This window comes from Clavibacter michiganensis, from assembly GCF_016907085.1.
Taxonomy (GTDB): Bacteria; Actinomycetota; Actinomycetes; order Actinomycetales; family Microbacteriaceae; genus Clavibacter; species Clavibacter michiganensis_O.
The window spans coordinates 2,551,026-2,576,011 of the sequence record NZ_JAFBBJ010000001.1; the positions used below are offsets into that span (position 1 = coordinate 2,551,026).

19 protein-coding genes and 1 pseudogene are annotated in these 24,986 nt (G+C 76.3%); 4 read left to right on the forward strand and 16 right to left on the reverse strand.

The features are described from left to right. Nucleotides 1-188: 188 nt before the first annotated feature. Both JOE38_RS16115 and JOE38_RS12015 read right to left on the reverse strand, forming a co-directional pair. Nucleotides 189-1,415 (reverse strand): annotated as a pseudogene (locus tag JOE38_RS16115) (condensation domain-containing protein); the annotation flags it as partial. Further along, a complete protein-coding gene (locus tag JOE38_RS12015) occupies nucleotides 1,412-8,185 on the reverse strand; it encodes a non-ribosomal peptide synthetase (protein WP_204576499.1) in 6,774 nt (2,257 codons plus the stop codon). The pseudogene JOE38_RS16115 and the gene JOE38_RS12015, both read right to left, overlap by 4 nt. A gap of 100 nt (nucleotides 8,186-8,285) precedes the next feature. Between JOE38_RS12015 and JOE38_RS12020 the strand changes: the two genes are divergently transcribed. Both JOE38_RS12020 and JOE38_RS12025 read left to right on the forward strand, forming a co-directional pair. Beyond that, nucleotides 8,286-10,007: a (2,3-dihydroxybenzoyl)adenylate synthase gene (locus JOE38_RS12020; protein ID WP_204576500.1), complete on the forward strand. Its 1,722-nt coding sequence runs from the start codon at nucleotides 8,286-8,288 to the stop codon at nucleotides 10,005-10,007. Between the two features lie 73 nt (nucleotides 10,008-10,080). Continuing rightward, nucleotides 10,081-11,427 carry a salicylate synthase gene (locus JOE38_RS12025; RefSeq protein WP_239544820.1) on the forward strand — a complete coding sequence of 449 codons (1,347 nt, stop codon included), beginning with the start codon at nucleotides 10,081-10,083 and terminating at the stop codon, nucleotides 11,425-11,427. 24 nt (nucleotides 11,428-11,451) lie between these two features. On the opposite strand, the gene JOE38_RS12030 is transcribed toward JOE38_RS12025, so the two are convergent. The 13 genes from JOE38_RS12030 to JOE38_RS12090 all read right to left on the reverse strand — a co-directional run bounded on the left by JOE38_RS12030 (nucleotide 11,452) and on the right by JOE38_RS12090 (nucleotide 22,669). Next, nucleotides 11,452-13,290, reverse strand: coding sequence for a DUF2207 domain-containing protein (locus JOE38_RS12030; protein WP_307838872.1), 1,839 nt, complete (start codon nucleotides 13,288-13,290; stop codon nucleotides 11,452-11,454). Then, nucleotides 13,283-13,657 carry a hypothetical protein gene (locus JOE38_RS12035; protein WP_204576501.1) on the reverse strand — a complete coding sequence of 125 codons (375 nt, stop codon included), beginning with the start codon at nucleotides 13,655-13,657 and terminating at the stop codon, nucleotides 13,283-13,285. Before JOE38_RS12035 ends, JOE38_RS12030 begins: the two co-directional genes overlap by 8 nt. Before the next feature lie 36 nt (nucleotides 13,658-13,693). Continuing rightward, the gene (locus JOE38_RS12040; protein ID WP_307838873.1) at nucleotides 13,694-15,037 is read right to left on the reverse strand and encodes a serine hydrolase; all 1,344 of its coding nucleotides are present in this window, start codon (nucleotides 15,035-15,037) and stop codon (nucleotides 13,694-13,696) included. Nucleotides 15,038-15,214: 177 nt separating this feature from the next. After that, the gene (locus tag JOE38_RS12045; protein WP_204576503.1) at nucleotides 15,215-16,459 is read right to left on the reverse strand and encodes a glycoside hydrolase domain-containing protein; all 1,245 of its coding nucleotides are present in this window, start codon (nucleotides 16,457-16,459) and stop codon (nucleotides 15,215-15,217) included. A gap of 224 nt (nucleotides 16,460-16,683) precedes the next feature. Beyond that, on the reverse strand, nucleotides 16,684-17,145 hold the full coding sequence (locus JOE38_RS12050) for a phage holin family protein (RefSeq protein ID WP_204576504.1): 462 nt from the start codon (nucleotides 17,143-17,145) through the stop codon (nucleotides 16,684-16,686). A gap of 107 nt (nucleotides 17,146-17,252) precedes the next feature. Beyond that, a complete protein-coding gene (locus JOE38_RS12055; RefSeq protein ID WP_204576505.1) occupies nucleotides 17,253-17,858 on the reverse strand; it encodes a hypothetical protein in 606 nt (201 codons plus the stop codon). Then, nucleotides 17,855-18,433, reverse strand: coding sequence for a hypothetical protein (locus tag JOE38_RS12060; RefSeq protein WP_204576506.1), 579 nt, complete (start codon nucleotides 18,431-18,433; stop codon nucleotides 17,855-17,857). The genes JOE38_RS12055 and JOE38_RS12060 overlap by 4 nt, the downstream gene beginning before the upstream one ends. Next, nucleotides 18,430-18,804, reverse strand: coding sequence for a hypothetical protein (locus tag JOE38_RS12065; protein ID WP_204576507.1), 375 nt, complete (start codon nucleotides 18,802-18,804; stop codon nucleotides 18,430-18,432). Before JOE38_RS12065 ends, JOE38_RS12060 begins: the two co-directional genes overlap by 4 nt. Continuing rightward, entirely contained in the window at nucleotides 18,801-18,989 is a 189-nt protein-coding gene (locus tag JOE38_RS12070; protein WP_015489105.1) for a DUF2273 domain-containing protein, read from the reverse strand. The genes JOE38_RS12065 and JOE38_RS12070 overlap by 4 nt, the downstream gene beginning before the upstream one ends. Next, complete coding sequence (locus JOE38_RS12075) at nucleotides 18,986-19,423, reverse strand: Asp23/Gls24 family envelope stress response protein (protein WP_011931563.1); 438 nt, start codon at nucleotides 19,421-19,423, stop codon at nucleotides 18,986-18,988. The genes JOE38_RS12070 and JOE38_RS12075 overlap by 4 nt, the downstream gene beginning before the upstream one ends. A gap of 206 nt (nucleotides 19,424-19,629) precedes the next feature. After that, nucleotides 19,630-20,811: a helix-turn-helix transcriptional regulator gene (locus tag JOE38_RS12080; RefSeq protein WP_204576508.1), complete on the reverse strand. Its 1,182-nt coding sequence runs from the start codon at nucleotides 20,809-20,811 to the stop codon at nucleotides 19,630-19,632. Between the two features lie 161 nt (nucleotides 20,812-20,972). Next, entirely contained in the window at nucleotides 20,973-21,914 is a 942-nt protein-coding gene (locus JOE38_RS12085) for a ferritin-like domain-containing protein (protein ID WP_204576509.1), read from the reverse strand. A 176-nt stretch (nucleotides 21,915-22,090) separates the two neighbouring features. Continuing rightward, complete coding sequence (locus tag JOE38_RS12090) at nucleotides 22,091-22,669, reverse strand: TetR/AcrR family transcriptional regulator (RefSeq protein ID WP_204576510.1); 579 nt, start codon at nucleotides 22,667-22,669, stop codon at nucleotides 22,091-22,093. Nucleotides 22,670-22,842: 173 nt separating this feature from the next. On the opposite strand from JOE38_RS12090, the gene JOE38_RS12095 reads away from it, so the two are divergent. Beyond that, a complete protein-coding gene (locus tag JOE38_RS12095) occupies nucleotides 22,843-23,724 on the forward strand; it encodes a poly(ethylene terephthalate) hydrolase family protein (protein WP_239544821.1) in 882 nt (293 codons plus the stop codon). Nucleotides 23,725-23,796: 72 nt separating this feature from the next. Here JOE38_RS12095 and JOE38_RS12100 read toward each other — a convergent pair whose 3' ends face one another. After that, the gene (locus JOE38_RS12100; protein WP_204576511.1) at nucleotides 23,797-24,339 is read right to left on the reverse strand and encodes a hypothetical protein; all 543 of its coding nucleotides are present in this window, start codon (nucleotides 24,337-24,339) and stop codon (nucleotides 23,797-23,799) included. Nucleotides 24,340-24,588: 249 nt separating this feature from the next. On the opposite strand from JOE38_RS12100, the gene JOE38_RS12105 reads away from it, so the two are divergent. Next, nucleotides 24,589-24,981, forward strand: a complete 393-nt coding sequence (locus JOE38_RS12105; RefSeq protein ID WP_204576512.1) for a hypothetical protein — start codon at nucleotides 24,589-24,591, stop codon at nucleotides 24,979-24,981. Nucleotides 24,982-24,986: the final 5 nt, after the last annotated feature.

Here is a 24,986-nt window from a genome sequence, read left to right on the forward strand (position 1 = left end):
CTGAGCTGCAGCCCGTCGGGCACCCGCAGGGCCTGGCAGTCGATCCAGACCTGCGGCGTGCGCGTGACGGCCGCGGTGATCCGCCCGCCGTCGCCTGTGGGCGCGCTCGCGGCGTCCCCGGCGAGCGCGCTCGTGAAGACCACGGGTGCGAGGGCCACGTCGCGCGCATCGCCTCCCCGGCGCCGGGTGAGCTCGGCGAGCAGCTCGGTGCCGCCGCAGAGCGGGTGGGCGAGGTCCTCGAGCAGGCGCGCGGAGAGCGCCCGCATCCGCTCCACGGCGGGCACGCCCTCGGTGAGGTCGACCTCGAGCAGCTCCACGGACGTGAAGTCGCCCACCACGTGCTCCGCGCCGGCGGGCAGCCCGCCGCGATCCGAGACGGGCACGTTGAGGAGGAAGCGCGGGCCGCGGCTCCAGCGGCCGACGGTCTCGGCGTAGGCGGCGAGCAGGGCGCTCGTGGGGGTCACTCCGGCGGCGGCGGCGGCGCGGTCGAGGCGCTGGGCGGACGCGGGGTCGAGCACAGCGGACAGGCGGCGGAACCGGGCGGGAGCCGCCATCGGGTCGTGGTCGGCGAGCGGCAGCTCGGGCGCCGGCGGCAGGTCGTCGAGGCGGCGCCACCAGTAGGAGCGGTCGCGCTCGTACGCGGCCGACGCCGTGAGGGCGCGCCGGGCGAGCACGCAGTCGCGGAAGCCGGGGCCGTCGGGCGATCCGGGGAGGGCGGCTGCCGGATCCTCGACGAGCGCGCGCAGCTGGTCGAGCACGAGCTGCAGGCTCGCGTGGTCGATCACGAGCAGGTCGACGGCCAGGTGCAGGCGCACGGCGTCGTCGGCGCGGGTCACGACGGCGCGCACGCGCGGCCAGCCGGGGTCGCCGCCCGTGCCCTGCGCGAGCTCGGCGCGCACGGCGTCGAGGCGGTGCCCGATGGACGCGGATCCGAGGCCCCGTAGGTCGTCGACCGGCACCTCGACGGGGCCGGGGTCGGCGAGCACGCGCTGCGAGCCGTCGGGATGGATGTCGGCGCGCAGCATCCCGTGGTGCGCGACCAGGCGGATCCACGCGTCGACGATGCGCGCGGGATCGGTGGACGCCGGCCACGACAGGTCGAGGTCGGCGCTGCAGGCGACGCCGCCGTAGGGGTACGCGTCGGTGCGGCCGAGGAGGTAGGCGGTCTGCACGGGGGTGAGCGGGAAGGGCGCGTGCGCGGCGGCGGGATCGGCGGCGGCCGCATCGGGGGCGCCCGGCCCCGTCGCGTCCTGCCGCCCGAGGATCGCGAGCACCTCGTCGCGGTGCCGGCGGATGAGCTCGCGCCGGTCGTCGTCGATCACGCCGCGCGGTCCGCGGAACCGGATCCGCCCGTCCTCCGCCCAGAGCCGGACGCCGCGGGCGTTGAGGTCGTCGATGAGCTGTTCAGCGTTCACAGGTCTCCGCTTTCGAAGAGGTCGGTGCCGGCCGGGGCCGGCGTTCGGGCGGGTGCGTCCGCGGGGGATGCGGACGCGGGGGTGGATGGGGTGGCGGACGCGACGCGCGAGCGGTCGATGCAGGCGGCGAACGCCCGCACGGTCGGCTCCTCGAGGAAGCGGCGGACGCCCGCGTCGACGCCGAACCGGCGCTGGGCGGCGGTCACGAGCCGGAGCATGGCGAGGCTGTCGCCGCCCGCCGCGAAGAAGCCGGTGTCGGGGGCGGGCGGGGTGCCGAGGATCCCGGCCCACAGCTCGGCGAGGGCGGCCTCCGTCGCGGTCGCGGGCGCGGGCGCTCCGGGTCGCGCGGGGTCGTCGGCGTCGGCGTCGGCCTCCGCGAGCGCGCGGGCCAGCGCGGGCACGTCGACCTTGCCGTTCGCGGTGAGCGGCCACGCGTCGACCAGGTGGATGCGGTGCGGCACGGCGTAGGCGGGGAGCCGGTCGTCGGTCGTCGCGGTCGCCGCGGACAGCACGGCGGCCCCGTCGTGCCCGTCGGCCGGCTCGACGGCCGCGAGCAGGCGGCGTCGCCCGCCCGGCCCGTCGACCACGAGCGCGATCGCGCGCCGGACCCCGGGCGCCGCGGCGAGGGCGGCCTCGATCTCGCCGAGCTCCATCCGGTGCCCGCCGAGCTTCACCTGCCGGTCCGCCCGGCCGAGGAACTCGAGGATCCCGCCGGGCCGGTACCTGCCCGTGTCGCCCGTGCGGTACCAGCGGCCGCCGTCGAGCTCGACGAACGCGGCCGCCGTGCGCGCGGGATCGCCCCGGTAGCCGCGAGCGAGGCCGCGGCCGCCGATGACGAGCTCGCCCGGCACCCAGTCGGGGCAGTCCCGGCCGGACGCGTCGAGGACGCGGAACGCCTGGTCGGGCAGCGGCCGGCCGTAGGGCGCGGATGCCCAGCCGTCCAGCGGGCCGTCCACCTCCCACGCGTTCGACCAGATGGCCGCCTCGGTGGCGCCGCCCAGGGCCACGAGGCGCGTGTCCGGGCCGGCCGCGCGGATCAGCCGCCCGTGCAGGTCGGTGCCCACGCGGTCGCCCGAGACGAGCGCCGCCCGCAGCGTGCCGAGCCTCCCGGGTCGGTCGTCGGCCGCGACGAGGAGCATGTCGAGCAGCATCGGCACCGTGTCCCACAGCGTGACCCCGTGCTCGTGCACCAGGTCGAGCCACCGCGGGGCGTCGCGCTCCTCGCCCTCCTCGGGGATCACGAGCGCGCCGCCCGCGCCGAGCACGCCGAGCACGTCGAACACCGAGAGGTCGAAGTCGAGGGCGGAGAGGGCGAGGATCCGGTCGCGGGCGCCGAGGTCGAGCATCCGGCCGACCGCGTCGATCGTGGACCACGCGGCGTCGTGCGCGATCTCCACGCCCTTGGGCTCGCCCGTGGAGCCGGAGGTGTGGATGACGTAGGCGAGCGCCTCGACGGGCGGCCGCACCGGTTCGGCGAGCGGCTCCTCCGCGGCCGCGTCGGCCGGGCGGAGGAGGGCGGGAGCGTCGGGGTCGTCGCCGCCCGCCGCGGCCGGGTCGTCGGCGATGACCAGGCGGATGCCGGCCGCGCGGTGGATCGCCCGCCGCCGCGCGGGAGGCTGCGCGATCCCGACCGGCGCGTACGCGGCACCGGCGCTCAACACGCCGATGGCCGCCGCCGCCTGGTCCGCGCCGCGCGGGAGCGTGACGCCGACGAGGTCGCCCGGGCCGATCCCGCGCCGCTGGAGCGCGCCGGCGATCCGCAGGGCGCGGTCGGCGAGCTGGCCGTGCGTGACGACGCGCGTCGCCGCGCCCGTGCCCGTGATGAGCGCGGGCGCGTCGGGTGCCCGGCGCGCGGCCGCGTGCACCGCGTCGTGCAGGAGCCGGCCCGGTCGGGGAGCCGCGGAGGCCGCGGGGGCCGCGGGGGCCGCGGGCGCCGTGGCGCGGGCGCGCGCCTGGTCGGCCGGGGGATCCACGGGGAGGGGCGCGTCCCAGTCGGCCGCGGCGAGGTGCTCGAGCGTGGTCACGTACGCCGCGAACAGCGCGTCGACGAGGCCGGGCGGGAACGCGTCGTCGCGGGCGTCCGCGTCGACCCGCAGCCCGCCGTGGTCCTCCAGCACCTGCACGTCGAGGAGCACCTGGGGCGACTGGGACACGCCGTGGATCCGCTCGCCGAACGCCCCCGATACGTCCGCGGAGACGCCGTCGCCGACGCCGATCGCGCTCGTGAACACCACGGGCACCGGCGCGACGGCCGTGCCCGCGAGGCGCGCGCGCTCCCGGAGGATCCACGACGCGGGCGCCTCGCGGTGGTCGAGGTCGCCGGCGAGGCGCTCCTGCAGCCCGCGGGCCGCCTCCGCCGCGGAGCCCGCGGCGCGGTGGTCGAGCAGGGTCAGGGCCGTGAAGTCGCCGACGAGGCGCGGCATGTCGGGGTGGACGTCGCGCCGGTCGAAGAGGGTCAGCGTCATGGTGAGGTCGCGCTGCCCGGTCCAGCGGGAGAGCACGTGGCCGTACGCGGTCGCCAGCATGCTCGTGGGCGTGAGCCCGGCCGCCCGGCAGCGGTCGCGGAACGCGGCCCACCACGCGGCGTCGAAGCGGTGCGCGCGGCGCGTGAAGCGCGGGGCCGGGTCCGCGTCCGCGAGCGGCAGCCGCGGGGCGTCGGGCATGCCGGCGAGCCGCGCGCGCCAGTGCTCCTCGTCCGCGCGGCGCCGCTCCGGGTCCGGCCGGGTCTGCAGCACGCAGTCGCGGAAGGTCAGCTCGGCGGGCGCGGGCGGGAGCGGCAGCCCGCGCACGAGGAGGTCGAGCTCGGTGTACAGGATCATGATCGACAGCGCGTCGACGACGGCGTAGTCGATGCCGATCGCGATGCGCGTGCGGATCCCGCCCCGGCCGTCCGGGTAGCGCAGCGCGTCGACGTCGAACAACGGCCAGACGGCGAGGTCGTGCCGGCGGTGCGAGGTGCGCTCGCGGAACGCGGCGAGCTCCCGGGCCACCGCATCCGGATCCGCGTCGGCCGGAACCGCGCGCACGTCGACGCGCACGGGCGGCACCTCCTCGAGCACGCGCTGGGTGCCGTCGGGGTGGATCACGGTGCGCAGCGTCGGGTGCCGGCGCACGAGCTCGTCGAACTTGGCGCCGAGCAGGTCGAGGTCCTGCCCCGCGCCGTCGAACTCGGTGTGGTGGTACGTGCCGACGCCGCCGAGCGGGATGCGCGGGTCGCGGCCGACCGCGTACGCGCGCTGCACGTCGGTGAGCGGGAAGGGGTCGTGGCGGTGTTCGGGATCCGGCACGATGCGGGCGCGCGCGTCCCCCGGCTCCGGCTCCGTGAGGTGCAGCGTCGCCGCGAAGTCGGCCAGCACCGGGTGCCGGAAGAGCGCGGCCACGCTCGCGTCGGCGGCACCGGCGGCGCGCAGGGCGGCGATGCTGCGGGTCGCCTGGAGGGAGTCGCCGCCCGCGGCGAAGAAGGAGCGCCCGCGACCGCACGGGGTGCCGAGCAGCTCGCTCCAGACGCGCTCGACCAGCCGCTCCTCGGGCGACAGCGGGGCGTCGTCCGGGTCCGGCGCGGGGGCCGGGCGCTCGGCGAGCTCGGCGGTGATCCGCGCCCGGTCGACCTTCCCGTTGGCCGTGAGCGGCAGCTCGGCCCGCACGACCACGCGCCCACACTCCATGGACGGCGGCAGCAGGGCGCGCGCGTGGGCCGCGACGTCGTCGGGGGCGACGACGGCGCCCGGCTCGGGCACCACCATGGCGGCGAGCGCGCCGGCGACGGCGACGACGACCGCGCGCTGCACGCCCGGGAAGGAGGTCAGCGCGGCCTCCACCTCGCCGGGTTCCACGCGGTGCCCGCGGATCTTCAGCTGGTGGTCCGCGCGCCCGAGGAACTCGAGCACGGGCCGCCCCGCGTCGTCGCGCCGGTACCGGGCGCGGTCGCCCGAGCGGTACCAGCGCGCGCCGTCGAGCACGGGGAAGCGGGCGGCGGTGAGGTCGGGCTCGCCGCGGTAGCCGCGGGCCAGCGCGTGCCCGCCCACGAGCAGCTCGCCGGGCACGCCGTCGGGGCGGTCGCGGCCGCGCTCGTCGACGACCCGGAGGCGCACGCCGGGCAGCGGCTCGCCCCAGGGGAGGCCGCGCGCGGCGGACGCGGGATCCGCGGGGGCACCCGCAGCCGCCTCGTGCACCGTGGAGTGGATGGTCGCCTCCGTCATCCCGCCGAGCGCGAGGAGCCGGGCGGCGGGCGCGCACGCGGAGAGACGCTCCGGCAGATCCGCCCCGACGACGTCGCCGCCGAGCAGCACGAGCCGCAGGGGCAGGGCGCCGTCCCCGGTCGCCGTGAGCAGCATGTCGAGGAGCGCCGGCACGGTGTTCCAGACGGTGACGCCGTGCGCGCGCACCAGGTCCCGCCAGCGGTCGGCGTCGCGGCGCTCGTGCTCGGCGGGCACGACGACCGCGCCGCCCGCCGAGAGCAGCGCGAACAGGTCGTAGACGGAGAGGTCGAAGTCGAGCGCGGAGAGGGCGATGGCGCGGTCGTCCGGGCCGACGGGCGCGACGTGCGCGAGCGAGCGGATGGTGGCGACGGCGGCGCGGTGGGCGACCTCCACGCCCTTCGGCCGGCCGGTGGATCCCGACGTGAACAGCAGGTAGGCGGGGTCGTCGGGGGTCACGACGACGGGATCCGCGAGCGGCGCGGCGTTCCGGGCGGCCCCGAGCGCGACCACGGGCGGGCCGTCCGGGCCGACGGCCGCCGCGGAGACGGCGACCAGGTCGTCGTGGGCGAGCACGCAGGTGATCCCGCTCCCCAGGATCGCGGCGCGGCGCGCGGGCGGCTGGTCCGGGCCGACGGGCGCGTAGCAGGCGCCGGCGAGCAGCACGCCGAGCACGGCGGCCACGCGGTCCGGCCCGGCGGGCGCGGTGATCGCCACGGTCGCGCCGGGGCCGACGCCTTCCGCGCGCAGCAGCCCCGCGACCCGGCGCGCGTGCTCGGCCAGCTCGCCGTACGCGACCACGCGGCCGTCGGACGCGATGACCGCCGGCCGGCCCGGATCCGCCGCCGCCCGCGCGAGGAACGCCGAGTGCAGGAGGCCGTCGACCGGGCCCGACGCGTCCGCGTCCGCGTCCGGCGCCGGCCGCTCCAGCGCCCGGCGCGCCCGCGCGTCCTCCGGGGCGGGGACCGCGAGCGCCGGCAGGTCCCAGGCGCCGGTCCGCTCGTGCACCAGCGCGTCGACGAGGGCGCGGTACGCCCCGAACGCGGCCTCCATCGCCCGGTCCTCGAGGATGTCGACCCGCACGTCCCAGTTGAGCAGCAGCCCGCCGTCGAGCTCGGTGACCTGCGCGTCGAGCCAGACCTGCGGGCCCTGGGAGATGATCCAGACCGGCTCCCCGAGCGCGCGGCGGATGGACGCGTCGTACAGCTCGCCCAGCCCGATGGCGCTCGTGTACACGACCGGCGCGAGCACGGGGCTCCCGCCGTCGCGGCGCGCGAGGTCGCGGAGCACGTCGACGCCGCCGTAGCCCGCGTGGGCGACGGCCTCGCGCACGCCCTGCTGGATCCGCCGCGCCTCGTCCGCGAACGGCCGCTCCTCGCGGAGGTCCACGTCGAGCAGGATCGAGGTGCTGAACTCGCCGACGAGCAGCTCCAGCCCCTCCTCGTCGCCGCGGTCGAGCACGGGGAGGTTGAGGAGGAAGCGCCCCTCGGCCGACCAGGCGGCCACGACCTCGGCGAACGCCGTCGCGAGCACGGCGGCCACCGTCAGCCCGCGGGCGCGCGCGGCGGCCTCGAGCAGGCGGAGCTCCTCCTCCCCGATCCGGTGGTGCAGCCGGCGCGAGCGCGGCACCGCGTCGGGCCGCTCGGCGTCGTCGCGGACGGGGAGCGCGGGGCCCGCCGGGAGGTCGGGCACGCGCTCGCGCCACCAGCGCGCGTCGGCCGAGGAGCGGGACTCCGCGGCGCGCGCGGCCCGGGCCGCCAGCTCCGCGCGCACGTCGCGCTGGATCCCGGGCAGCGGCCGCCCAGGCGCGTCCACGAGGTCGCGGAGGTCGGCGAGGAGCACGCGGAGGCTGATGGCGTCGCCCGCGAGCATGTCGAGGTCGACGTGCAGGCGGCTGCGGCCGAACGGCAGGAGCGTCAGGTCGACGCGGAGCACCTCGCCGCGCTCGACGGCCATGCGGCGGTGCGTGCCCGCGTCGCGCATCTCCGCGAGGCGCGCGTCCACGGCGTCGGCCGGCAGCGCGCGGAGGTCGTGGACGCGCAGCCGGGCGGCGGGCGGTTCCTCGTCGGCGGGCAGCGGCTGCTGCGTGCCGTCGTCCCGGAAGCGCATCCGCAGCGACGCGTGCCGGGCCACCAGGGCGGCGAGGGCCGCGCGCAGCCGCTCGGGATCCCGCTCCGCCCCGTCGAGCTCGACGTAGAAGTGCGCGGCGACCGATCCGGACGGCTGGCCGGGCTGCCGGCCGAGCCAGTACGCGTGCTGCAGCGGGGTGAGCGGCGACGGCGACGCGGGGTCGAGGGCGGGGGCGGCGGCCGTGCTCGCGCCGGGATCCGCGGCGGCCTCGCCGAGCACGCGGGTCCACGCCCGGATCGTCGGGTCGGCCGCGAGACGCGAGAAGTCGGCCGCGAGGCCGTCGCGTCGCCAGCGTCCGGCGAGGCGGATGAGCGCAGTGGACTCGAGCCCGAGGTCCACCAGGTCGTCGTCGAGGCCCACGTCCGCGGGGTCGAGGTGCAGGGCGCGCGCGACCTGGTCGCGGAGCAGCGCGGCGGGAGGCACGGAGGGGATCCGCTCGGTCATGTGCACGCTCCTCGGGCTCGCTTTGTTGAGAACGGTTATCATATGGCCGCTGACGCGCCGGCGACGAGATCCGTCCACGGCAGGAGGAGGACGCGGACGGATGCACGAGCGCGAGCACGCGGAGCGCCCGGGTCACGGGCCCGGTCACGGATGCGCCGACTGGGTCGACGCGATGGCCGGGGCCGCCCGTGCGGCGGGACGGGACCCGGACGCGCGGCTCGACGGCATCCTGCGGCGGAGCGCCGCGCGCGTGCCGGACCGCACGGCGCTCGTCGGGGGCGGCGGGCGCTGGACCCACGCCGAGCTCGACGCCGAGGTCGACCTCGCCGCGCGCGGCCTCATCCGGTCGGGCGTCCGGCCCGGCGACCGGATCCTGCTGCAGCTCGCCGACGGCGCCGCCTTCGTCATCGCGTGGTTCGCGCTCGTGCGCGCCGGCGCCGTGCCCGTGCACGCCATGCCGGCCCACCGGCTGATGGAGCTCGCGCACCTCGCCGCCGGCAGCGGGGCGCGCGGCATGGTCGTCGCGGAGCGCGTGGGCCGCGACGACGGCCGGGAGCTCGCGGCCGGGGTGCGCGCGGCCTGCCCCGGGCTCGACCTCGTGATCGTGCACGGGCCGCGACGCGCGGACGGCGCCCTCGCGTGGGAGGAGGTCCGCGAGCGGGGCCGCGCGCAGGATCCCGCCGCCGCATCCGGCCCGGGGCTCGACCCGGTCGCGCCGGATGGCCCGCCCCGCCTCGCGCTCCTCCTGCACTCGGGCGGCACCACGGGCCTGCCCAAGCTCATCCCGCGCCACCACGCGGAGTACTCCTACAACGCATGGGCGGCGGCGCGGGCGTCGGGAGTCGGCCCCGACGCGGTCCTGCTGGCCGTGCTGCCCGTCGCCTTCAACTTCACCCTGGCGTGCCCCGGCGTGCTCGGCGCGCTGGACGCGGGCGGCACCGTCGTCATCGCGCCCGACCCGGATCCCGCGACGGCCTTCGCGCTCGTCGCCCGCGAGGGCGTGACCCACGTCGCCCTGACCCCCACGCTGGCGCGGGCGTGGATCGACGAGGCCGCGCACGCGACCGCCGACCTCGCGAGCCTCCGTGTCGTCCAGGTCGGCGGCGCCCGGCTCGACGACGTCACGGCGCGCGCCCTGGAACCCGCGCTCGGGGCGACGCTCCAGCAGGTCTACGGGATGGCGGAGGGGCTCGTCTGCATGACCGGGCTCGACGATCCGCCCGAGCTGCGCTGGAGCACGCAGGGACGCCCGACCAGCCCCGACGACCTGGTCCGCCTGCGCGCCGCCGACGGCTCCCTCGCGGCCGACGGCGACGAGGGCGAGCTGGAGACCCGCGGGCCGTGCACGCTCCGCGGCTACCACGCGGCCCCGGAGACGGACGCGACGGCCTTCACGCCCGACGGCTTCTACCGCACCGGCGACATCGTGCGCCGGCTCCCGTCGGGGCACCTCGTGGTCACGGGACGCGCGAAGGACCAGGTCAACCGCGGCGGCGAGAAGTACGCGGCGGCGGAGGTCGAGCGCTACCTGCTGGCCATGCCGTCCGTGCGCCAGGCGGCCGTGGTGCCGGTGCCGGATCCCGACCTGGGCGAACGCGCCGTCGCGGTCATCGCCTGCGCGGGGCCGGCACCCGATCGCCGCGCGGTCGTCGCGCATCTCCGCTCCCTCGGGGTGGCGGCGTACAAGCACCCGGACCGGGTGGTCGCGCTGCCCGCGCTGCCGCTCACCGCCGTGGGCAAGATCGACAAGGCCCGGATCCCGGCGCTGCTGTCCGCGGGCGCGGACGCGCGCGCGGATGCCGACGGGGACCTCCGTGCGTGACGCGATCCTCCCCGAGGCGCTCGCCGTCCCCCGCATCCCGTCCGTCGTCCCCGCCCCGCCCGAAGGAGTCCCCATGCCCGCAGCCCCCGTGACCCGCGCAGCCGAGCTGCGGATCACCCGCGACCCGCTCGGCGCCGTCGCCGACCTCGCGCGGGCCTTCCGTCACGAGCCGCACGTCATCCTCGAGGAGGCGGGGCGGTTCTCCTGCGCGATCGGGGCGTGGGCCGAGGTCGTGGTCGACCGGCGGGTCGTCCGCCTGCGCGTCGTGGGCGAGGAGGACGTCGTCGTGCCGTGGCGGGAGCAGCCGCTGCGGGAGGTGGACCGGCTGCTCGCGGGCCTCGGCCCCGACCGCGGGCGCGCCTACGGCACCGCGTCCTTCGAGCTGGCGTGCGCGCACGCGGGCATGCCGGTCGCGCCGGACGCGGGGGAGCTCCTGCACGTGATCCTGCCGCGCACGGAGGTCACCATCGCGGACGGCCTCGCGACCGTCCGCTCGGGGGACGCGCGCGAGGCGGTGGAGGTCGCGCGGATCCTCGCCGCGCCCGAGCCGGCCGCCGACCCCGCCGACCCCGACCCCGCGCCCGCGCGCCCCGGCATCGCGGATCCCGAGGAGGGCCGCGCGCGCTACCTGGCCGCGGTCGCGTCGGGCGTCGCCGCGATCCACGCGGGCGAGCTGCAGAAGGTCGTCGTGTCGCGCCGCGTGCCTGTCGCGGGCGAGGTGGACCTGCCCGCCACCTTCGTGCGCGGACGCCGGGCCAACACGCCCGCCCGCTCCTACCTGCTGGGCCTCGGCGGGGTCGAGGCGGTGGGCTTCAGCCCCGAGATCGTCGTGGCGGTGGACGCCCGGGGCACCGTCCGCACCCAGCCGCTCGCCGGCACGCGGGCGCTCGTGGCCGACCCCGTCGAGTCGCGGCGGCTGCGCGAGGAGCTCCTGTCGGACGCGAAGGAGATCCACGAGCACGCCATCTCGGTGAAGCTCGCGGTGGAGGAGATGGCGCCCGTGTGCCGCCCGGGCAGCGTGCGCGTCGAGGAGTTCATGGTGGTGGAGGAGCGCGGCACGGTGCAGCACCTGGCGTCCCGCGTCGCGGGCGAGCTCGTCGACGGCCTCACCTCGTGGGACGCGCTGGCCGCGCTGTTCCCGGCCGTCACCGCGTCGGGCATCCCCAAGCGCGCCGCGTTCGACCTCATCCGCCGGCTGGAGGGACGGGATCGCGGCCTCTACGCCGGCGCGGTCCTCCGGATCGACCCGGACGGCGCGCTCGACGCGGCCCTGGTGCTGCGGACGCTGTTCCGGCGGGGCGACGCGACGTGGCTGCAGGCCGGCGCGGGCGTCATGGGGGCGTCACGTCCGGCGCGCGAGCTCGAGGAGACGCGCGAGAAGCTGGCGAGCATCGCGGACCACGTCGTCCGCGCCCGCTGACCCGGTCGGGGACGTCGCGGCGGCTCAGACCCCGCCGCCCCCGCCTCCTCCGCCGCCACCGCCGGAGGTCGTGCCTCCCGTGGATCCGCCGCTCGAGCTCGAGCCGGAGTACGTGCCGTGCATGCTCGACGACACCGACCCGAGGCTCGCCGCGAACACGGCGGGCGCGAACGGCGTCTGCCCGGAGTACCAGCCCGGCCGGTCCCGCTCGTGCTCGTAGCGGCGGCCGAGCTCGTCGGCCCACTCGCGCTCCTGGCCGAACACGGCGGCGTAGGGCAGCAGCTCCTCGGTGAGGCGCAGCGCATCGCGGTCGTCGCGCGGGAGGTCCTGCCGCTCGGCGCCCGCGGGTGACTGCAGCATGCGGATCCGGTCGGCCTCGGCCAGCCGGATGAACAGGCGGAGCCCCGCCAGGTGGTCGCGGAGCGCGACGCCGCGCTCGGTGAGCGGGTGCTTCACGAGCGCCGCGATCGTCACGCCGAGCGCGAGCACGGCCACCACGAGGAACGCGATCACGACCGGCCCGCCGTAGGCGCCGACGAGCGACAGCACCGCGAAGACGATCGCGGCGACCATGCCGAGCGTCGCCGCGACGATCAGCAGCGCGATGGGGCCCACCGGGAGCGGCTTCCGGAGGCCGTCCGTCACGGTGCGCTTCCGCACGCCGGCCATGAGCTTCTGGATCCGCGTCGCGACCTCCGTGTCGGTCCCCGTCAGCTCCTTCACCGCGCCGGGCCCCGCGCCGTCGCCGAAGACCGCGTCGACGAAGCGCCGCTCGTCGGGGTCGGTGACGCGCGACGGATCCACGAGCTCCAGCGAGTACGCCGGCTTCCTGCCGCCGTCCCGCTCCAGGATCCGCACCGCCCCGCGCACCGCGAGGTCGAGCAGGAGCGCGGTGGTGGCGCGCGCGGCGTTCCCGGAGATCACGGACGAGACCAGCACGCCGACGCCCTCCGGCGGGTCGTACTGGGCGACGACCGTGCCGCGGCCGGGCGCGTCGGAGAGGCGGCGGCGACGGAGGACGAGGGCGCCCGCGGCGGCGGCCAGCGCCAGCAGCGCGCCCGCGAGCGACAGGCCCGGCCAGGGCGCGGCGAGGAACGACGAGTCGCGCGGCGTGAACGTGCCGGGCTCGAAGCCGATGGAGAGGCTGAGGTTCTCGCGGGGGCCGAGGTCGTCCGCGACGGCCGTGAAGCCGGCGTCCGTCCGGGTGATCTCCGCGGGCCCGTCGGCGCCCTCGGGGCCGGCCGCCGCGTCCGCTCCGCCCGTGAGCCGCGGGAGGAGCTCCGGCGCGATCTCGACGGTCGCCGACACGCGCCCGAACGGCTGCGCCCAGCCGAGCCCGTTGACGTCCCAGTAGAACTCGTCGGCGTCCGTGTCGGCGTAGGCGCGGGTCACGTCGTGCTGCTCGTACTCGATCACGTAGGTCTGCTCGCCGCGCACGTACGCGTCCTCGTCGGCGATGGTCAGGATCAGCGCGCCGTCGTCCGAGTCGGTCTCGTGCTCGCGCGGCGTGCCGGATCCGTCGGTCACGGAGAGCACGCGGAGGCCGGTCGGGTGGCCGTCGTAGTCGCGCACGAGCTCGCGGCGGATCCCCCGGTTCTGGTCCCGGTCGGGGAACTCGGCCACGAGCGTCTCGGTGGTGCGCAGCACGGAGCGGCCGTCCGCGTCGGCCGACAGCCGGTAGACGGCGTCGAACGAGCGGAAGGAGAAGTCGTCGACGTCGGCGTGCGCCGGGGCGGCGAGGCCGAGCGGGATCGCGAGCGCGGTCAGCAGCGCGGCGACGAGCGCCAGGCGGATCCGGGTGGCGCGGGCGATGCGACCGGCGCGGCGGCCGGCATCGGTCCGGCTCCGCGCGCGCTCACGCACCGCTCGCTCCCGCGCTCGTGCCCGGCCCCGGATCCATGAGCCGCCAGTCGGCGACGAACGCGCGGACGCTCCGCGTCTCGAGGTCGAGGCGCACGCGCTGCAGCAGCAGGTCGGCGTCGGCGAGGGGGCCGGCGTCGGTGCGCAGGACCTCGCGGCCGGTGTCGATCCGCCTGACCACGAGCTGCGCCTCGCGCCCGAGCTCCATCGCGTCCGCCCCGACGGCCGCCATCGCGACGGCCCCGATCGCGCGGATGGCGCGCCGCACCGGCCGTCGTGGCCCGGGTTCCAGCACCGCCTCGAGGACCTCGGCGGCGACCGTCCGGTCCGGCTCCCCGTCGCCCGTGCCGGATGCGTCAGCGCTCGTCATCGTGCTCCCCTCGCGCGACCCCCGCCGCACCCGGAGTCAACCACGGGATCCGCCCGCCAGCAGGGCCGCGGCGTCGGCGGCCAGACCCGAGTAGGCCGACTGCCGCTCGAGCCCGTCCGCCTCGCGCGCCGCGGCCTGCACGACCACGGTCCACGTGTCGTCCCCGTCCTGGACGAGGTAGGAGAGCGCGAGCGTGCCCACCGAGCTGCCGCCCTTGAAGGCCACGTGGTCGAAGCGCGCCGGCTCGGGCAGGCCCGGGTTCGCCGCGAGGATCCCGCGCACGGGCTCCCCGGCGGGCGTCGCCGCCAGCTCGTCGAGGCGCAGGTGCGCGCGGGCGATGTCGTCGGGGGTCGCGAACCAGTCCGCGCCCTCGGTCCACACGACGTCCGTGACCGCGGTGACCGGCACGTCGAGGATCCCGCCCGGCAGCCCGTCGAGGAGCGCGCGCCGCTCGGCCGCGTCGCCATCCGCCCACGCGTCGCGGAGCGCGCCGTCGTCCTGCCAGCCGATGCGGAAGAGGTCGCGCGTGGTCATGAGCGGTACGTTGCGCGGCGGATCCGAGTGGCCGAGGTCGGCGAGCGCCGCCTCCACGCGCTCCCGACCGATCGCCTGGATGACCATGTCCGTGGCCGTGTTGTCGCTGATCGCGATCATCTTCTCGGCGGTGTCGCGCACGCTCACGACCGTGCCGCTCGGGGCGTCCTGCAGCTCGCCGGAGGGGAGGCTGCGCACGTCGTCGGTGACGGTGAGCGGGTCGTCCCAGCCGATCCGGCCCTCCTCCACGGCCTGCACGAGCGCGCCCAGCACGTAGAGCTTCACGATGGATCCGATGGGCCGCGCGTCCGTCGCCCGCACGCCGTCGGGCAGCACCTCGAGGATCCGCTCGCCGAGCTCCCCGCCGGACGCGCGCGTGACCGTGAGCGACACGTCGCCGCCGAGCGCGGCGGCCTGCTCCTCGAGCTCGTCCCAGCTCGTCGCGGGCTCGCGGTCGCCCTCCGGCTCGCCGAAGAACAGGCCCGTGATGAGCCCCTGCTCGTCGACCGCGACCGTCATGTCGAAGGTGCCGCCCGCCTCGCTCGCGATGGTCGTCACCGACTGCGGGCCCTGCTCCTCGTGCGCGGTCACGGTCCACGGGCGGCCCGCGCGCACCTGCTCCAGCACGGCGGCGATGTCCTCCGCCGACGCCGCGTCGAGCATCACCTGCGCCAGGCGCTCGCCGGTCTCCTGCACGGGCACCGCGTCGTCGGCGTTCACGGTGTCGAGCAGCCACCGCGCCTGCTGGCCCACGGGCGACCCCGGCAGCACCACCGGCTCGGCGACGGGCGCGGGCGTGGCGGGATCCGCGGGCGACGCCGAGCACGCGGCCGTCAGGGCGGTCACGGCGGCGATAGCGAGGGCGATCGCGGCGCGCGCGGGGCGGGATCGGCGGGACGGACGGGTCGGTCGGATCGGTGACGCAGGCATGCGTCCATCCGACAGGAACGGGGCCGCCCGGGCGTCCCCCAGGAGGGGGAATCGTCCGGACGGCCCCGTTCGTCGTGTCGTACCGCGGTCGGATCAGCCGCGCGGCTCGACCCGGCTCTGGCCCGCGTCGCGACCGGAGACGACGTTCGTGTCGATGTCGAACGCCTGGTCTCCCGCGCCGATCGTGTGCTCGAGGATCTGGTCGAACGCCCAGTTCTCCGGGATCTTCGCACCCAGGTTGGCGCCCCAGCCGTTGGACATGTCGGCCACGTAGCTGAGCTCGGTGAGGTGCGCGGCGGCGAGGGTGCAGCAGATGCGGCGGCCGGCGTACACGCCCACGCGGTAGGCGCTGCCGCGGCGGCGGAGCTCGTCGTGGATCCCGCGGAAGTACGGCTCGAGGTACGTCTCGACCTCGTCGCCCGTCGCGTCGAAGTCGACCGCGTAGTAGATGGTCGTGCCCGGCAGGAAGCCGAGGCGGCGGGCCGCGTCGTCGGCGCGGCCGGCCGCGCGCACCCCGAGGTCGTAGGAGAAGTACGTGGTGTCGGTGCCGCCCTCCTGGAAGATCGGGAACACCTTGAGGCCGCCGGCGAAGATGGCCTGGAGCTCGCCGTCCTGGATGCGCTTCTCGAGCGCGTCCGGCCGGTCGGAGTTCGTGAGGTAGCGCCCGACGATGGTGTAGCCGGCGTCCTTCAGCGTCTTCGCGCGCTCGGCCGTGATGACGGTGATCCCGTCGGCCGCGTTGCCCGGACGGGTCGGGTCGCCGTTGCTCGCGAGCAGCGCGGCCCACGTGCGGTAGTCGCCGCGGCCCGTCTCGGGCAGCGCCACCGTGCGTTGGAACTGGGAGATGCGCACGCCCTGCTCGGCGGAGAAGGTGCCGTCGACCGGCCCGTCCCACGTGCTCATGACCACGAGCGACGCCTGGAGCAGGTGCACGAGGTAGCCGGTGGTGTCGGCGGATCCCACGGTGAGCGTCGCCTGCTTCTGCAGCGTCGTGCGGGTGAGCGGCCCGAACACGCCGTTGGCGGTGGCCTCGTCGATGCCCATCTCGAGCTGGAGCGCGTGGATGAGGGCCTTGTGCGAGTCGCCGGTCCACACGCCGTCGGTGGTGACGGCCGGGAAGCCCGTGCGGGCGCCGTAGCGGGCGACGAGCTGCTTCTGGATGTCGCGGACGACCGGGCGGCCGTTCGACGCGAGCGGGAACTCAGGGGTCGGGGTCGCGGGGGCGGTGGCCTCGTCGGCGTGCGCGGGACCCGCGGCGACGAGGGCGACGGGGACGGCGGCGAGTGCGCCGCCCAGGACGGAGCGTCGGGACAGGACGGAGCGTCGGGACAGGTTCATCGGTGTGCCTCCCATGCCGGGCCGCCGAGCAGACCGGTCCGCAGAGCGGCACGGTCGTCCGGGGGACGGCGGTCTGCGGTTGTCCGACGGCCTGATGGCGACGCGTGGTGCCGCCGGGCCGAGCGGGCGTGAACCGACACCGTACGTGGGGACCGCGCGCGCCGCCGCCCGGCATCCACAGGGGCCGGGCGGCGGGAGGCGCGACGAGGGCGACGCGGTGGGTGTCAGCGGTCGGCGGGCACGGGGGCCGTCGGACCGGTCGGCCCGTCGGATCCGCCGTCGCCCGCGCCGCGGTCGCCCGGACGCATGCGGTCGCGCGCGTGGTGCAGCGTGTCCGACGGCACGGGCGGCACGCCGCGGGAGAGCCGCGCGAGCCCGACCCGCACGACGACCGCGGTCGCGATCCCGAACAGCGCCAGCGTGATGAGCGTCGCCGCCCACAGCGGCAGCGCGAGCAGCAGGAGCGCCACGATCACCGCGGCCAGGAGCCCCAGCGAGACGAGCGCGAGCGCGACGCCCGCGCCGAGCATGATGGCGCCCGAGCGGGCGGACCGGGCGCGCTCGCCGATCTCGCGCTTGGCGGAGTCGATCTCGGCGCGCACCGCGCGGAGCAGGGGGTCGATGGCCTTCTGGGCGAAGGACCCGCCCAGCCAGCCGCCGCGGGAGGAGCTGTCGTCGTCGGTCATGGTGCGTTCTCTTCTCTCGTGCGGGGGGGGCGGGCGTGCAGGGAGCGGGCAGACGACCGCCCCGGCCGGATCCCGAGGGGATCCGGGCCGGGGCGGCCGCGGGTCGATCAGGCCAGGCGCGTCTCGCTCGACATGCTCGAGCGGAGGCCGCCGGTGATCTGGATGACGACCGGCACCTCGGTGCCGAGGACGGCGTCGAGCCGGGTCACGGCCTCGTCGACCGTGCGGCGGACCGCGACGGGCGAGACGCCGCGACGGGCGACCGCGGTGACCCGCAGCGTGGTGGCGTGGGCCACCTCGAACGCCGTGACGTCGACGGACACGATCGCGGAGTCGTCGCGCAGCGCGTCCCCGAGCAGCTGCTCGGCGACCTTCGCGTCGATGACGACGGATCCGCCCGTGGGGGTGGACGCGTCGCGACCGCCCTCGAGCCGGACGAGCGTGCCGGTGCGGCCGTGCCCCTGGCGGAGCGCGAACCACGCGAGGACCACGATGAGCACGAGCGCCACGAGGGCGACGACCCAGAGGATCCACGGCTGCCCGCCGGAGAGCGCGTCGGCGACCGGCTGCTTCGCGTCGGACGCGGCGCCGGAGACCGTGGACTGCACGTCCGGCAGGAGGCTGCCGGCGCCGAGCGCGACGCCCGCCGCGATCAGCACGAGGCCGACCACGATGACGAGGAGGCGGTTCAGCGCCCTGTTCGTGCTGGTCATGAGCCCACCTTCCCGTCCTTCGCGAGCGTCACCTTGGCGGTGAGCTTCGGCGTGTAGTCGTAGCCGTCGAGCTCGGCGCGGACGGCCTGCTCGATGGTGGCCTTGTCCGGCGTGTACCCCGAGGAGGGCGTCAGCCGCACGAGCACCTGGCGCTTCGAGACGGAGACGTCGACCTGGTCGGGCGACACCTCGCCCGCGTAGCTGGCGGTGAGGGCGACGGAGCGGGCGATGACGCGGTCGTCGACGACGGCCGCGGTGCGTCCCACGCTCCCGCCGCGGCGGCCGCGGCTGCCGGGCTTGATGCCCACGATCACGAGGATCAGACCCAGGATCGCGACCACGACGCCGATCGCGACGAGCGCGCCGGCCGGGGCCGACGCGGCGTCGAGCGTCGCCGACGCGAGGTCGGCGGGCGCGAGCAGCAGCGGCGCGGTGCCGATGGCCGCGAGGACCGACTCGGTGCCGAGCCAGGCGAGCACGAGGATCAGCAGCACGGCGAGCGTGATGGCGATCCCGGCGCGCGACGAGTGCGTCTCCCGCCGCACGAGGCGGCGGTAGGTGCTGTCGGTGCTCATGAGACCCTCCTGCGTTCCTGGATGCGGGCGCCCGTGATCCGGAGGTCGACCCGGCCCACGGTGGATCCCGTGAGGCCGAGCACGCGCTCGCGGACCTCGGTCTGCGCGGCGGTGAGGCGCTCCACCAGCGACCCCTCGCGGACCGGGCGGTCCGAGAGCGCGGGGACGCGGATGGGCGTGCGCGCCTCGACGGTGAGCTTGCCGCCGGCGTCCGTCAGCGTGACGCTGACGTCCGACGCGGGCACCTCGAGGGCATCCGCGGTGACGGCGGAGACCACCCGGCGCACGGCGCGCGACGTGATCGTGGTGCGGCCGCGGGTCGCCTGCGACGCGGTGCCGGGCGTCCCGGGGGCCGCGATCGCGGAGCTCACGACGACCGGCGCCCGCGGAGGGCGTCGGCGAGGCCGCGGACGTCCAGCTTGCCCTCGAGGACGCGGCCGACGCCGAAGCCGACGGCCATGAAGATCAGCACGAGGAGGAAGCCCCCGAAGCCGAAGGCGAGCCCGGAGAGCGCGAGGACCGCGCCGACGAGGAGGCCCGTGACGGTGGGGGTCACTGGACGCGCTTCTCGGCCGCGTCGTCGTCGGACGACTTGTCGGACGGGAGGTTCACGTCCGTGATCGTGACGTTGACCTCGGTGACCTCCATGCCGACGACCTGGTCGATGGCGTCGGTGATGGCGGAGCGCACGTCGTCGGCGACCTGCTGCAGGTCGACCGGGTACTCGGCGATGAGCGTGACGTCGACGGCGACCTGGGTCTCGCCGACCTCGACGGAGATGCCCTGGCCGCGGTCCTGCTGGCCGATGACGTTGCGGATCGCGCCGACGGCACGGGCCGCGCCGTTGCCGAGGTCGTGCACGCCGGCCACCTGGCGGGCCGCGATGCCGGCGACCTTCTCGATGACACCGTCGGCGATGGTGTTCTTGCCTCCGGTGGTGCCGGTGCCGGTGACGCCGGTGGACGCGGACGTGGGGGTGATGCTCGACATGGTGTCTCTCTCTCGTGGTGGTCGGACGGTTCTGGTGGTGCAGCTGCGTGGCGCGGATCCGAGGGTGCCTCGCGATCCCGCTTCGTCATTCAGACGCATGGACCGGGCGGTTCGGCACGCGGTTCAGGTGACTCCCAGGGAGCGGGATCACCGCTTCGCCTCCCGGACACCGGTCGGGGCGGGAGCGGACACCGCCCCGACGCCCGTCAGCCGCGCAGCGTCGCGCTCGGCAGCTCGCCGAAGCGCTCCGCGTAGGAGGCGGCGAACCGGCCGAGGTGGCCGAAGCCCCACTGCTCGGCGACGGCCCGCACGGTGGTCGTGGTGGGCGACGCGTCGCGCAGCTCGGCGCGCACGCGGTCGAGCCGGATCCCGCGGAGCAGCGCGCTCGGCGTCGTGTCCTCGTGGCGCCGCACGGCGAGCTGGAGCACGCGCGTGCTGATCCCCGCGGCCCGCGCCGCGTCGGCCGGCGTGATGGGCCGGTCGGCGTGGTGATGCAGGTACTCGATGGCGGCGCGGACGGCGCTCAGGCGCGGCGCGCGCATCTCCGCGCTGAACGGCACGTCGTGCCACGGGAACAGCTGGAGGGTGGCGCGCGCGACGAGGAGGCCGGCCTGCATCCGCAGCAGCGGGCTCGACGTGGCGTCCTGCAGCACGGGGCTCGCCTCGCCGACCGCGCGCCGCCAGGCGGAGGTCTGCTCGGGCGACGGCGCGCGGGTGTGGTCGAAGACGAGCGGGCGCGAGCGGCCCTCGTGCAGCTCGGCGGCGGTCTCCTCGAGGAAGGCCGCGTCGATGTGCACGAGGTTCTGCACCGCGGGGTCGGAGCGGAAGCTGAACGACCGGCCGGAGGGCAGGAGGAACGGGCGGGTCCCGCTCGAGCGCACCTCGTGCGAGCCGATGTCGACGGCGCCGGATCCCTCGCGCCACCAGGCGACGACGTAGTCGGCCAGCACGGGCAGCCGGCCCCAGTGCTCGGCGGGGAAGACCGACGATCGGAGCGTGACGTTCTCGTCGCCGACGAACGAGTACCGGTACGAGAAGTCGCCCGGGCCCTTCGCGGCGCGGAAGTCGGTGCCCGGGTGCAGGGCGCGGTAGCGCTCGATCGCCTCGTCGAGGTCGGTGCCGGCCATGTGGCCGCGGCGGAGCGCGGGAGCAGGGGACTCCGCGGCCCAGTCGGCGAGATCCGCGGCCCGGCCCTCGGGGGCCGCGCCGCCCTCGTGGGGCGCGATGGTGTCGACGGTCGCGTCGCCGTCGTGCGGGCGTGTGCGGGGTGCAGGCCGGGTCGTGCCCGGCAGCCCGGCACCGCCGGCCCGCTCGTCGTCGAGCGCGGGCAGCGCGTGCAGGGGGGACGCGGCGCGGTGGCGCCCGTCGGGCGCGGATGCGGTGCTCATGGATCCTCCGTCCTGCGCGACCGGGATCCGATCGCGTGTCATGGAGTGGACGTTCTGGGCGGCGTGTTCGTCACGCTTCGGGAGGGCGGATCCCCGTCCGGCGCGCGACCGGACGGGTCAGGTCGGGACGCCGCGGCGGCGCCCCGACCCGCCCGCTGCCGCTAGTTCGCGGCGCTCGTGGTGATGCTCCCGTTGATGCCGGCCGGGTAGAACCCGCCGCGGTTCACGGCCTTGCTGTTCAGGTACACGATGTTGAGCACCTGGCCGGTCGTGCGGCTGAACGCGATGCTGTTCGCGTCGGTCGGCACGAGGTTGGCGCCGCCCGAGACCGTGATGCCCTGGTCGAGGTCCGTGGACCCGTCGAGGGAGTCGCGCGCGTTCGAGATCGCGTTGGCGGGCGCCGCGAGGCCCCGGGCGAACAGCTGCGAGCGGATGATGCCCGCGTGGTAGGCCTCGACCGCGAGGATCCCGGCGGCCGCCTCGAGGTACGTCTTGTTGGTGATGAGCGGCGCGGCGCCCTTGTACGCCGTGACCCCGACGTCCTCGAAGATGAAGGAGGCCAGCAGGAAGTTCTCCTGGTTGGCGAACGCGTCGAAGGTCTGGGTGCCGCTGATGAGGCCGGCGGCGCGGGCCGCGGCCGTGAACGCGGCGTCCAGGTTGATCGCCGGGCGCGCGACCCGCGCGGATCCGAGGGCGGCGCGGAGGAACTTGACGTGCGCCTTCTCGTCCTGCGCGATCTCGTAGGCGTACTGGCGGATCGCGTAGTCCTGGAACTGGACCGCGCGGCCGCCGGTCACGGCGCCCAGCGTGCCGACGCCCGTGGTGTCGTTCGGGACGAGGCCGTTGCCGGTCACGGCGCGGAGGTAGAACTCGGCCTCCAGGTACTCGAGGTTGAGCGCGAAGTTGAGGACGGCGGCGTCCGTGACGGCGCCCGCGTCGGCCTCGGCCTGGGCGTCGGCCGCCTGGGCCCCGGTCGCGGGGATGAGGGCCGCGGCGCCGACGCCGAGTCCCGCGACGCCCGCGGCGCTGAAGAAACGACGGCGATCCAGGGGCGATTGCGCGCTCCGGTCGATGGCCTGGCTGATGAACTTCCTGTCGAACATGGCACGCTCCGAGGAGGTCGGCGGTGCGCATGGCTCGTCCATGGGCATCCGCGTGGCTCACGATCCGCCCGAATCTTCTCGTGCGCAATGCCTTAGCCCTCGCCTTCTGCTGGGATCCGATCCCGGGCTACCGGTATGCGGGGCCAGGCCCCGCGTCCGGGGGTGGCCGGGCCGCGTCAGTCCCCGCGCGCCTGCCCGGCCGCGAGGGCCGTGAACGCTGCGTCGATCCGCTCGCGGTCGCCGGTGAGGAGGAGGTCGACCATGAGGCCGCGCATCGCGCCGAGGATCAGGGTGGCAGCGGCCGACGCGTCCGCGGGAGCGCGTCCGGCGGCCTCGAGCGCCCCGGCGATGAGGGCCGTGCGCTCCCGGATGGAGCGCGCCACCGCGCCGGCGAAGGGCGGGTCGCCGTGGAGGCTGCGACCGGTGATCGCCACGAAGAGCCGGACGTGCCGCAGGCCATCGGGATCCGTGGCGCGCGCCCACAGGGCCAGCAGCGGGTCGTCGGCCCCGGCGACGAGGTCGGGCGAGGAGAACGTCTCCGCGAGCACGCGCTCGACGATCTCGGCGATGAGCGCGTCCCGGGAGGCGAAGTGGTGCACGAGGGTGGCGTGGCTCACCCCGACGCCGTCGGCGATGCCGCGGAGGGTCAGGTCGCCGATGCCGTGGTCGAGGGCGTGCTCGGTCGCCGCCCGGAGCAGCTCGCCGCGGCGGTGGGCGTATCGCCGCCGCCGTCCGTCGATCGCGTCGTCGCGCATCCGCCCCTGACCTCCTGCCTGGCCTCTGCGCGAACGCCGCCACGACGATTGCTTGACCGATTGGTAGAGCAAACGTAGCGTCCTCGGCACGAGGCGCCCGCGGGGGCCCGGGAGCGTGTTCCCGGGGATCGGGCGAGCGCATGACCGTCTGGGGGGACACGATGACGATGACGATGACGACGACGAGGGGCGGCCGACGCGGCCCGCTCCTGACCACGGCGGCGATGCTGGTGGCGGCAGGTACCGCCCTCGGGCTCGCCGCCCCCGCCCAGGCGGCGGCGGTCAACCCGTACGAGCGGGGACCCGAGCCGAGCACCGCGAGCATCGAGGCCACGCGGGGCTCGTTCGCGGTGTCGGAGACGTCGGTGTCCCGGCTCACGGCCCGCGGCTTCGGTGGCGGCACCATCCACTACCCGACCACCACGAGCGCCGGCACCTTCGGCGCCGTCGCCATCGCGCCCGGCTACACGGCCCGCGAGTCGAGCATCGCCTGGCTCGGCCCGCGCCTCGCGTCGCAGGGCTTCGTCGTGTTCACCATCGACACGATCACCACATCGGACCAGCCGAGCTCGCGCGGCGACCAGCTCCGCGCGGCGCTGTCCTACGTGGCGACCGAGAGCTCCGTGCGCGGCCGCGTCGACGGCTCCCGGCTCGCGGTCATGGGGCACTCGATGGGCGGCGGCGGATCCCTGCAGGCGGCCAAGGACGACCCGGCGATCCGCGCGGTCATCCCGATGACGCCGTACAACCTCGACAAGACGTGGCCCGAGGTGGTCGCGCCCACCCTGGTCATCGGCGCGGAGGACGACAGCGTGGCCCCGGTCTCCCGTCACGCCGAGCCCTTCTACGAGTCGCTGACGCAGGCGTCGGAGAAGGCGTACCTGGAGCTCCGCGGCGCGAGCCACTTCGCCCCGAACATCTCGAACACGACCATCGCGAGCGCGAGCATCGCCTGGCTCAAGCGCCACGTCGACGCGGACACCCGCTACGAGCGCTTCATCTGCCCGGCGCCCGCGGTGAGCCTCCAGATCAGCGAGTACCGCGGCACCTGCTGACCGCGGCGGCGGCGCGGGACAGTGCGACGGCGGGGCGCCCTCGGGCACCCCGCCGTCGCACGTGCGTCGTGGCTAGCTCGTGAAGCGGTCGATCCAGCCCGCGACGGGGCGCTGCTGCTCGCCCTGCTGGGCGGCGAGGACCACGAGCACCGCGGTGAGCGCGGGGATCGCCCACTGCAGCGCCTTCTGCTGCTTCTGGGCGCTGGCCAGCTCGTCCGAGACGCCGGCGCCGGGCTCGGTCGTGCCCTTCGGGGCCTCGTCCGCGTGCTTGGCCATGCGTCCGCCGACGAGCGCCGAGTAGAGCGTCGTGCCGGCGGCCGCGATGGTCAGGACGGCCTTGACCTTGGTGTTGGTGCGGGCCTCGCCCTGGGCCGCGAGGCGGCCCTTGTTCGCGTAGATCAGGCCGAGCCCGCCGACGGCGTGCGCGCCCAGGGCGGCGAGCTGCACGGGCGCCCACTTGGCCCAGCCGAGGGAGGAGAGGCGCAGGCGCTCCTGCGGCTGCTTCGCGGCGGCGGCGGCGCCGTTGAGGCCGACCGCGCCCATGAGCGATCCGCCGAACCAGGCCGCGAGGCCGAGGTCGTGCATGCTCCTGATGACGGTGTTGCGTTCTGACATTGTGCTTCTCCCGAGTCGTCCGAGACCGCCCGCGGGGCGGCCGCTGTCTGTGAGCTGGACGCTACGCCCGGGATCGAGCAGTGTGTCGGCGGGCGGCGGATGCCCAGGATCGCGACACCGCCGGGAGCCGACGAGCCGTCCCCGGATCCTGGGAGTCGGGCCGCGCGCCCTTGGCACGCCTCCCGCCGCCCGGTTGGCTGGACGCGTGCCCGTCGTGCGGCGGCACCACGACACGAGGGGACGGATGCCATGGGCAAGGCGTGGATGGTGATGGTCGCGGCCGTGCTCGGCGGCCACGGGTTCGTGGGGCTCTTCATCGAGGGGTCGCACATGCTGGGGGTGCTCAACGTCGACTTCTTCCTCGACGCCCTCTACCTGCTGAGCGCGGTCGCCCTGCTCGTCGCCGGTACCCGGCAGCTCGGTCCCGGCGCGATCCGGGCGACGCTCGCGGCCTTCGGCGGCCTGTACACGCTCATGGGCGTGCTGAGCATCCTCGATCCCCGGCTCGGCGGCCTCGCGCCCACCGGCTTCACGATCGTCGACGACTTCCTCTTTTTCGGCATCGGCCTCTCCGGCCTCGCCCTCGCGCTGACGCCCAGCTCGGCCGAGCCGCTCACGACGGGCGGCAAGGCGCTCAACTAGCGCGG